Raw genomic sequence first — 9,493 nt, 5'->3', positions numbered from 1 at the left:
CGGGCGCCGATCCGGCCGCCGCCGGCCAGGGCTCGCCGAGCCGCGGCAACGCCCTCGGAGGCCTGGCCGCCCTGGCCACCAGGGTCGCGCGCCGCGACCCGGGACGCGCGGCGAGCCGGCCCGCGAAGGAGCCGTTCTTCTCCTTCCTGGGCGACTCGATCCTGGGCGCGGGCAAGCTCATCCTCATCATCACCGCCAACGTCATCACCTTCGTGGCCCTGGCGGCCCTTATCGACAAGATCCTCGGAGCGATCTGGGAGCCGCTCTCCCTGGAGTCGGCGCTCGGCGTCGTCATGTACGCGCCCGCGCTCCTGCTGGGCCTGGACACCTCCACTGCCTGGGACATGTCCCAGATCATGGGCCTGAAGCTGGTCACCAACGAGTTCGTGGCCATGGGGCAGGTGAGCGGTGAGATCAGCGGCTACGCGCGCCACTACCAGGCGGTGGTCACGGTCTTCCTGACGTCCTTCGCGAACTTCGGGACGCTGGGCATGATCATCGGCTGCTTCAAGGGCCTGGTGGACAAGGAACGCAATGACCTCATCTCCAAGAACGTGGGGCGGATGCTCCTGTCCGGGATCCTCGTCTCGCTGCTGTCGGCCGGGATGGTCGGCCTGTTCGTCTGGTGAGGGAGGAGCGAATCATGACCCGCAAGCTCATTCTGGACCTGGACACCGGCATCGATGACGCCCTGGCGATCGCCTACGCCCTGGGCAGCCCGGAGGCCGAGCTCATCGGCATCACCACCACCTACGGCAACGTCCTCGTGGAGGACTCGGCGCGCAACTCCCTGGCGGTGCTCGACCTGCTCGGAGCGCCGCATGTGCCCGTCTACCCCGGCCTGCCTCACGCCCTGGCCCGCGACGGCTTCGAGGTTCTGGAGATCTCCGCCTTCATCCACGGCCGCAATGGCGTGGGCGATGTGGCGCTCACTCCCTCGCCCCGCGCCGCGGAGGGGACGAGCGCCGTCGACTTCATCATCGAGGCCTCCCGGACCCACGGGGAGGACCTCGTGTACGTGCCCACGGGTCCGCTGACCAACCTGGCCGCCGCCCTGGAGAAGGACCCCGGCCTGGCTCAGCGGCTGACCGTGGTGCTCATGGGCGGGGCGCTCACGGTGAGCGGGAATGTCAGCCCGTGGTCGGAGGCGAATATCAGCCAGGACCCGGAGGCCGCCGACGCCGTCCTGCGCTCGGGGGTGAGCGCGACGATGGTCGGCCTCGACGTCACCCTCCAGACCCTGCTCACCTACGAGCACACGCGGCGCTGGCGCGATCTGGGCACGGCCGCGGGCACGTTCCTGGCGGATATGACGGACTACTACATCCGGGCCTATGAGACGACGGCGCCCGGGCTCGGCGGCTGCGGCCTGCACGACCCGTTGGCGGTCGGCGTCGCCGTGGACCCCTCCCTGGTGACGATGCTGCCCATCAATCTCGCGGTGGATCTGGCCGGCCCGACTCGGGGACGCACCATCGGGGACGTGGCGCGCCTGAGCGCCCCGAGGACGAGCCGGGCAGCCGTGGCCGTGGACGCCGAGAGGTTCCTCGCCGAGTTCATGTCCCGCATCACCGCCCTGGCGCGGGACCGCTGAGCGGCGCGGCCCGGGGGCGCTCAGCCTTGCTGGGGCATCACGTAGGAGCAGCCCAGGGCGAAGGGGAAGCCGGGCTTGAGCAGGCAGGCGACGACGGGCTCGGCGAGCTCGATGAGCAGGCCGGCGTCCAGTCCCTGCTCAGCCTCGGGACCAGCGCCGGCCAGGAGGGACTCGTAGGGGATGGACAGGTCGAGCAGCGACATGCCACCCCGGCGATCCGCCTTGTCCCAGGCGCCTCCCTCCATCTCCATAAGCGTCCCCAGGTGGAAGCGCATGACGCGCTGGGAGTCCACCTCGGAGGGCACGGAGAGGATGTGGTGGGCCTCGGGGTCGCGAGGAGCGCGCAGGGTGAACACGAGGATGGCGCCGTCGCGCGCCGCCCTCAGCATGAGCCGGGCGATGTGGACGGCAAAGGATGCCGTGTCGAAGCCCCCGCTCATCGCCTCGGGCACGCTCAACGGCCCGCCGAGGGGGACGAGGACGCCCCTGCCGACGTCATTGATGGCGCGCCGCCCGGTGGGGCCCTCCGCGCGCAGGCGCAGGCCCCCCTCCTCCAGCGTCCCGAACTCGACGCGCTCAGCCCACCCTTCGGGCACGGAGGAGGGCCCGGGCTCGGTCTCCACGTGCCCCAGGCCCAGGACATCGGCGAGGTCGGTGCCATCGGCGGGCCGGTACCAGGCGATCTGATCGCCGTCGAACCACAGGGGGACGACCCCGTTGAAGGGGATGCCGAAGCGCACATGCGCCGGCAGCGGCGGGATCGTCGGCGCTGGGGCGGGCTCGCCGGTGGGGTCGTCGGCGCTGGGGCCCACGAGGTAGTCGCTCATGGGGCCAGGGTAGCGGGGCGCGCCGGCCTGGCGGATGGGATCACAACGGGCCCGAACGAGAGGGCGGCCCGGGCGCCGTCTCCCTTCGGCGTCCGGGCCCGCCCGGCCCGTGTCATGCGGCGCGATCCGCCTTTCCACCCGGCCCACCCAGGGCGCGTGATCGGATGCCGCATGGAGGTCGATCAGAAACGATCGCCTCTGCCCGGCGATCGATCAACCTCATGGCTCAAGCATGCTGCGCCGCGGCTGGTCGCGCCATGGATCGCGCTACCCACCGGGCCGGATGGGCGGGGCCTGCGGACCCGGCGGGGCCGGGCCCCCGCGCGGTCACGTCAGAAGTCCCAGTCGTCGTCCTCGGTGGCCTCGGCGGTGCCCATCACGTAGGAGGAGCCGGAGCCGGAGAAGAAGTCGTGGTTCTCGTCCGCGTTGGGGGACAGGGAGGCGATGATCGCGGGGTTGACATCGACGGCCTCGGCCGGGAAGAGCGCCTCGTAGCCCAGGTTCATGAGGGCCTTGTTGGCGTTGTAGCGCAGGAACTTCTTGACGTCCTCGGTCAGGCCCAGCTCGTCGTAGAGGTCCTCGGTGTAGGACTCCTCGTTGTCGTACAGCTCCATGAGCAGGTCGAAGGTGTACTCCTTGAGCTCGGCCTGACGCTCCGGGGAGGACTCGCGCACGGCGAGCTGGTACTTATAGCCGATGTAGTAGCCGTGCACGGCCTCGTCGCGGATGATGAGGCGGATGAGGTCGGCGGTGTTGGTGAGCTTGGCGTGGCTGGACCAGTACATGGGGGCATAGAAGCCGGAGTAGAAGAGGAAGGACTCCAGCATGGTGGAGGCGACCTTGCGCTTCTCCGGATCGTCACCCCGGTAGTAGTTGAGGATGATCTGGGCCTTGCGCTGGAGGTTCTCGTTCTCCTCGCTCCAGCGGAAGGCCTCGTCGATCTCCGCTGTCGAGATGAGGGTGGAGAAGATCGAGGAGTAGGAGCGGGCGTGCACGGACTCCATGAAGGCAATGTTGGTGTACACCGCCTCCTCATGGGGGGTGCGGGCGTCGGGGATAAGGGAGACGGCGCCGACGGTGCCCTGGATGGTGTCCAGGAGGGTCAGGCCGGTGAACACGCGGGTGGTCATGTTCTTCTCGGCCTCGTTCAGGGTGGCCCAGGACTGGATGTCGTTGGACAGCGGCACCTTCTCGGGCAGCCAGAAGTTCCCGGTGAGGCGGTCCCAGACCTCGAGGTCCTTGTCGTCGACGAGGCGGTTCCAGTTGATCGCCTGAACGCGGTCGATGAGCTTGATGGGCTCGTGCATGTTGTTCCTCCGAAAGGGGTGGGCGCCCGCGGGCTGGCCGCGGTGCGCCCATGCTAACGACGGCGCCCGGCGGCGCCCAGCCCGCGCCGCGGGCCCGCCGCCGTGGTGCTCACTACTCCCGCGGGCGGGCCTGCTCCTCCTCGCCGCGCCCCCCAGTGACGAGGGGATGGCGAGTGCCGCGATGATCATGGCGGCTCGGACGCAGGGTGAGGGTCAGGGCGAGGTCGCGCTCGGCCACCCGGTAGCGCTCGGCCAGGACGGGCCCGCAGCTATTCGACCCGATGCCCGCCATGGCGGCGTCGAGGGTGAGGACCGTGGAGCCGCACTCGACGAGCTCGGTGTTGTGGCGGCGGGCCGTCAGCTCCTCCGCGGTGTAGGGGGAGGCGTTGAAGGAGAAGGGGCTGCGGCCGATGGCGGTCAGTCCGGGGCCCCGCCCGCCCGGCACCGCCCCTCCCGCCCCATCACCGCTGACGACGGCAACGTAGTCGCAGTCGGCATGACTGCCGTTCTCCTGGGGGTTGATGTGGTCCTCGTGCAGCTCACGCAGGGCCGCGGTGAACTCGCCGTGGCGGCTGGCGCGGCGCTTGTCGACGTAGGCACCACCGGGGCCCAGCCCGTAGTAGGAGACCCGGTCCATCCCCTCTGGGAGGAAGAGCCGCAGGCCCAGGCGCGGAAGGGCGGGGAACCCCTCGGCGCGGCTCATGTTGAGCGCGAGGTCGATATCGCCGTCGGCCCGGACCGTCCAGGTGATGGTGCCGCGCAGGGCGGGCTGGAGGGCGGGGGCGACCATGGCGATCTCACCGCTCAGGACCACGCGGCCCTCCCCGGAGGGCTCCACGACCCGCAGGCCCTCAGCGCGCGCCGTCGCCCAGTGGTAGCCGGCGCGCTCCCATTGGGCGCGGATATGGCGGTCGTTGTCCGTGGGGGCGCGCCAGATGATGAGCTCGGCCGGGCGGTCCAGGAGCTCGGCGGAGCTGGCGCGGATGCTCGTGGGCAGGGCGGTGCGCGTATCGAAAGAGCAGGTGAGCCCGGGGGCGACGACGTCGATCCGCGCCCCGTTGCGCGTGGCGGTCACGGGGCCCTGCGGGGCGGGGCGCTCATCCAGGGCGGCCACCGCCCGGTGGCGGCGATCCGCGCCGGGCAGGGCGACCTCATCGAATCCGAGCTCGTGGCCGGCGCGGAGAAGGGGCTCGTCGCGGGCGAGACGGTAGGTGATGACAAGGTGGCAGCGCCCGGTGTCCGGGATGCTCAGGGGTAGCGGAAGGCGGGCCTCGCCGTGGGGCGGGATGGGAGCCGTCAAGGGGATGTCCCCGCTGGCCAGGCTCTCGCCGTCGCGGGTGAGCTCGTAGGTCACGCGGGCGTAGGAGGCCAGGTCGGTGTGGTCGAGCTCGTTGCGCAGGGTGAGGGCACCGGCCTTAGCGTCGTAGGAGACCACGCGCGCGGGGCGCTGGACGTTCTTGAGCTCGGCGAGCCCGGAGTGGGGCACGCGATCCGGTGAGACGAGGCCGTCCACGCAGAAGTTGCCGTCATGGACCCGCTCGCCGCTGTCCCCGCCGTAGAGGTAGATGGCGCGACCGTCCGGGGCGGTGCCGGCGGCGACAGCGTGATCGCACCACTCCCAGACGAATCCGCCGCACATGCGCACATCGGCCCGGATGATCTCCCAGTAGTCCTCAAGGTCGCCGGGGCCATTGCCCATGGCATGGCAGTACTCCACGAGGAGGAAGGGCTTGTCCGGGTCGGAGTCGAGGTAGGCGCGGATCTCGTCGAGGCTGGGGTACATCCGCGAGTAGAGGTCGAGATCGGAGTAGTCGTAGGCGCGCCTGGAGCTGCGGTGGATGGCGCTCTCGTAGTGAGTCAGGCGCGTGGAGTCGAAGCCTTTGACCCAGGCCAGCGCCGCTTCGAAAGTGCATCCGTAGGCGCACTCGTTGCCAGCCGACCAGGCGATGACGCTGGGGCGGTTCTTCTCCCGGTGGACGCACAGGCGCATGCGGTCGACGGTGGCCCCGATCCATTCGGGGTTGTCGGCGATGGGCTCGTTCCAGTGCTCTACCTGGTTGCCCCAGGAGGGGTCGGCAAGGAAGCGGGCCTGGGCGCCATGGCTCTCGTTGTCCGCCTCGGACATGACGTAGAAGCCGTATTCATCGCAGAGCTGGTAGAAGCGGGGGTCGTTCGGGTAATGGGAGGAGCGCACCGCGTTGATGTTGTGCTCCTTCATGAGCCGCAGGTCGCGATGCATGTGGGTGAGGTCGACGGCGGGCCCGGTGACGGGATCGGAGTCATGGCGGTTGACGCCGCGCAGGCTGATGGGCCGCCCGTTGAGGCGCACGACGACGCCGTCGACGCTGACCTCCCTCAGGCCGACGCGGTCGGCGATGGACTCGCCGGGAGTGATGAGGGTGAGGGTGTAGAGGTAGGGGTCTTCCGCGGTCCAGGGATGTGGATGGGGGACCTCCAGCCGCAGCCGGTGGGTGTAGGGGGCGTCGGCCGGGTCGTCGGCCGCCTCAATGCCGGTGGCGCCCGCTGCCGGGGCGGCGTCGGGCTCGAGGGCGCCCGAGGCGATCTTGACGCCGTCGCGGTCCGTGAGCACCGCCCTGGTGGGGACGGCCCCGCCCCGGTAGGAGGCCCGGATCTCGACGGCGGCGGGGGCGCTGTCGCCGTCGCCGAGGGTGGTGGTGACGGCGTAGTCGAGGAGGGAGGCGCGCGGGCGGGACAGGAGGTAGACGTCGCGGAAGATGCCACTGGTGCGGAACTTGTCCTGGTCCTCCATGTAGGTGCCGTCGCACCACTTGAGGACGAGGACGGCGAGGCGGTTGGCGCCGGGGCGGATGTGCTCGGTGACGTCGAATTCGCTCGTGGCGTGGGAGACCTGGCTGTAGCCGACGTAGGCGCCGTTGAGCCAGACGTAGAAGCAGGAGTCGACGCCCTCGAAGACGAGGTGCGCGCAGGGGGCCTCGACAATGGGGGCGTAGTCGAATTCGCGCAGGTAGGCGCCACAGGGGTTGTCCTGGGGGACGCGGGGCGGGTCGAAGGGGATGGGGTAGCGGACGTTGGTGTACTGGTGGTGGTCGTAGCCGGTGTGCTGCCAGGTGCTGGGCACGGGCACCTCGGCGAAGTCGAGGGCGGCAGCTGCGCCCGGGGCGGCCTGGCCCTCCCAGAAGGGAGTGGTGAGGTCATGGACCGATGGCAGGTAGGCGAAGCGCCAGGTGCCCGACAGGAGCTGGAAGCGGTCGGAGTCCTGGCGCTTCCAGGGGCTGGGGTCGGGCGGGGTGGAGGCGGGGACGTAGTAGGAGCGGGCAGGGAGAGTGTTCTCATGGAGGACGCCGAGGTCCTCATAGTGTCGGGGGATGATCATCGCTTGCGGTCTCCTGCGACTGGCGGCCTTGGGGCCGGGCCGCTCCGACGCGTCCCGTTCGAGCCCTTCAATGTTGACGTTATCATGCGAGTGACTCGCGACACGGGAAAGAGACTGTCTCCGCGCACGTCAGGGCATCGGTCATCGCCTCGGCTCCCCCATGGGAACGTCCCCATGAACGGGTGCCAGAATGCCGGGACCCGCCCCTGATAGCCTCGCGCCATGGCCGGTGGGAGCAGGAGTTCGGGGGCGCCGTCGCTTGGCGATGTCGCCCGCCTGGCCGGCGTCTCCACGCAGACGGCCTCCCGCGTGTCCATGGGCGCCAGCAATGTTCGCCCGGCCACCCGCGAACGCGTTCTACGGGCCATGAGCCAGCTCGGCTACTCCCCCAACCGCGCGGCTCAGGCGCTGCGCCTGGGCTCTTTCAAGACCATCGGCGTCCTCACCCAGCAGATCCAGCGCACCGGTGAGGCCCTGACCACGGCGGGCGTCGTCGAGGAGGCGACGGACGCGGGCTACGCGGTGAGCCTCGCGCAAGTGGAGCGGCCCGAGTCCGACGACATGCGCGCGGCGGCGGTCCGGCTTACCCACCAGGCGATCGACGGGCTCGTCGTCGTCCAGGCGGGACGGGCGGGGCGCGAGCACCTCACCCTGCCGCCGACCATGCCCGTGGCCGTCTCGGACTCCGCGCTCATGGGCCACTACCCCTCGGCCAGCGCGGATCAGGCCGGCGGGGTGCGCGAGGCCGTCGGTCACCTGCTCGCCCTGGGGCACCGGGCCGTCCATCACGTGGCCGGCCCCGAGGGCTCGCAATCCGCGCTCATCCGCCGCGCCGCATGGGCAGCGAGCCTGCGGGAGGCCGGCGCGCCGGTGCCCGAGCCGCTGCCCGGGGACTGGAGCGCGGCGTCCGGGTACCGAGCGGGCCTGCGCCTGGCCGCCGACCCCGGGGTGACGGCCGTGCTGTGCGCGAATGACGAGATGGCGCTCGGCCTCATCCGCGCCATGCACGAACAGGGGCGCTCCGTGCCGGCCGACGTGTCCGTCGTCGGCTTCGACGGGCTGGACCTGGGCGAGTTCAGCTTCCCGCCGCTGACGACGGTCCGCCAGGACTTCAAGCGCCTTGGGCGGGAGATGGTGCGCCTCGTCCTGGAGCAAGTGGCCTCCGGGGTGGGGGATGGCTCGCGGAGCCTCATCATCCCCACCGAGCTCGTCCTACGGGGCTCGACGGCGCCCCCGAGCGCACGGGTGGGCGGCGGGCGGAGACGGCTGGGGCGTGCGAGCGCGCCATCGGTGTGAGCACAATCGAGTCATGCTGCCCAAGGCCGACGCGTCCAGTGCCCCGCCGATCACCCGCAGCGGCACCGCCGCCGGGCTCGTCTCCGACCTGGCCGAACGCCTGGCGCGGCGGGTCGAGCGCGATCCGGGTGGGCGCCTGGTCGTGGGGCTCACGGGGGCGCCGGGATCCGGGAAGTCGACGGCGGCGCGCGAGCTGACGGGGCTCCTGGCCAAGGCGGGGGCGCTGGCGGGCGAGGTGCCGATGGATGGCTTCCACATGTCCAACGCGGTGCTCGACGAGCTGGGGCGCCATGGGCGCAAGGGCGCTCCGGACACCTTCGACGTGGGCGGCTACCTGGCGGCCCTGGACCGGGTGCGGCGCGGCGAGGAGGTGCTGGCGCCGGTCTACCGGCGCGACCTGCATGAGCCGGTGGCCGCGGGCACGCGGGTGTCCGGGGGCGGCGTGGTCGTCACGGAGGGGAATTACCTGGCGCTGGCGGACGGCGGGTGGCAGGCCGCGCGTGAGCGCATCGACCTGCTCATCATGCTGGTGGTGGGGATCGAGGAGCTGGCCGCCCGGCTCGTGGCGCGGCACATGAGCTTCGGGCGGGACCGCGTCGCCGCGGCGCACTGGGTGCGCGTCGTCGATCTTCCCAACGCCGCGCTGGTGGAGGCCAGCGCCCCCCGGTGCGACGAGCTCTGGACCTGCGCCCCACCCTCCCACCGAGACCGGTAGAAAACAGCATCGAAACCGGTCGATATCACGATCGAAACCGGTTCGGCCCGCTGAGCAACGGCCTACGCTGGCATCATGCTCGTGGCCTTCTCGGTGTCCCCTTCCACCACCGACGACCCCGATGGGTCACTGTCCGCTGCTGTCGCCCGCGCCGTGCGCGTGTGCCGCGATTCGGGCCTGCCATGCGAGACGACGTCGATGTTCACCACCCTGGAGGGCGAGTGGGACGAGTGCATGGCTGTGGTCAAGCGCGCCTGCGAGGCCGTGGGCGAGGTGAGCCCGCGCGTCAGCCTTGTCCTCAAGGCGGATATCCGACCGGGCTTCACCGGCCAGTTGACCGCGAAAGTCGAGCGGGTGGAGGAGCACCTGCGCCGGGGGCGCGACGACGTCGGCTGAGCC

General features: G+C 70.9%; 8 protein-coding genes. 5 read left to right on the top strand and 3 right to left on the bottom strand.

Annotated features, from left to right (window positions below; translation table 11 throughout):
- Both GVV75_RS06060 and GVV75_RS06055 read left to right on the top strand, forming a co-directional pair.
- Positions 1-629: nucleoside transporter C-terminal domain-containing protein (locus GVV75_RS06060; RefSeq protein ID WP_328703537.1), on the top strand; the 629-nt coding region annotated here is incomplete at its 5' end.
- A gap of 14 nt (positions 630-643) precedes the next feature.
- Entirely contained in the window at positions 644-1,594 is a 951-nt protein-coding gene (locus GVV75_RS06055; RefSeq protein WP_159813928.1) for a nucleoside hydrolase, read from the top strand.
- Between the two features lie 20 nt (positions 1,595-1,614).
- On the opposite strand, the gene GVV75_RS06050 is transcribed toward GVV75_RS06055, so the two are convergent.
- From GVV75_RS06050 to GVV75_RS06040, 3 genes are all read right to left on the bottom strand, one after another.
- Positions 1,615-2,421, bottom strand: a complete 807-nt coding sequence (locus GVV75_RS06050) for a hypothetical protein (RefSeq protein ID WP_235904990.1) — start codon at positions 2,419-2,421, stop codon at positions 1,615-1,617.
- A gap of 332 nt (positions 2,422-2,753) precedes the next feature.
- Complete coding sequence (nrdF, locus tag GVV75_RS06045; protein ID WP_159522426.1) at positions 2,754-3,728, bottom strand: class 1b ribonucleoside-diphosphate reductase subunit beta; 975 nt, start codon at positions 3,726-3,728, stop codon at positions 2,754-2,756.
- A gap of 112 nt (positions 3,729-3,840) precedes the next feature.
- Positions 3,841-7,083, bottom strand: a complete 3,243-nt coding sequence (locus GVV75_RS06040) for a glycoside hydrolase family 2 TIM barrel-domain containing protein (protein ID WP_159813926.1) — start codon at positions 7,081-7,083, stop codon at positions 3,841-3,843.
- A gap of 222 nt (positions 7,084-7,305) precedes the next feature.
- On the opposite strand from GVV75_RS06040, the gene GVV75_RS06035 reads away from it, so the two are divergent.
- From GVV75_RS06035 to GVV75_RS06025, 3 genes are all read left to right on the top strand, one after another.
- Entirely contained in the window at positions 7,306-8,379 is a 1,074-nt protein-coding gene (locus GVV75_RS06035) for a LacI family DNA-binding transcriptional regulator (protein WP_159717212.1), read from the top strand.
- A gap of 13 nt (positions 8,380-8,392) precedes the next feature.
- The gene (locus tag GVV75_RS06030; protein ID WP_159717210.1) at positions 8,393-9,094 is read left to right on the top strand and encodes a phosphoribulokinase; all 702 of its coding nucleotides are present in this window, start codon (positions 8,393-8,395) and stop codon (positions 9,092-9,094) included.
- A 75-nt stretch (positions 9,095-9,169) separates the two neighbouring features.
- Positions 9,170-9,490 carry a thiamine-binding protein gene (locus GVV75_RS06025; protein WP_159522418.1) on the top strand — a complete coding sequence of 107 codons (321 nt, stop codon included), beginning with the start codon at positions 9,170-9,172 and terminating at the stop codon, positions 9,488-9,490.
- Positions 9,491-9,493: the final 3 nt, after the last annotated feature.

The sequence above is a fragment of the Actinomyces sp. zg328 genome, assembly GCF_009829635.1.
GTDB classification, from domain to species: domain Bacteria; phylum Actinomycetota; class Actinomycetes; order Actinomycetales; family Actinomycetaceae; genus Actinomyces; species Actinomyces marmotae.
This window is presented reverse-complemented; position numbering and strand designations above follow the sequence as displayed.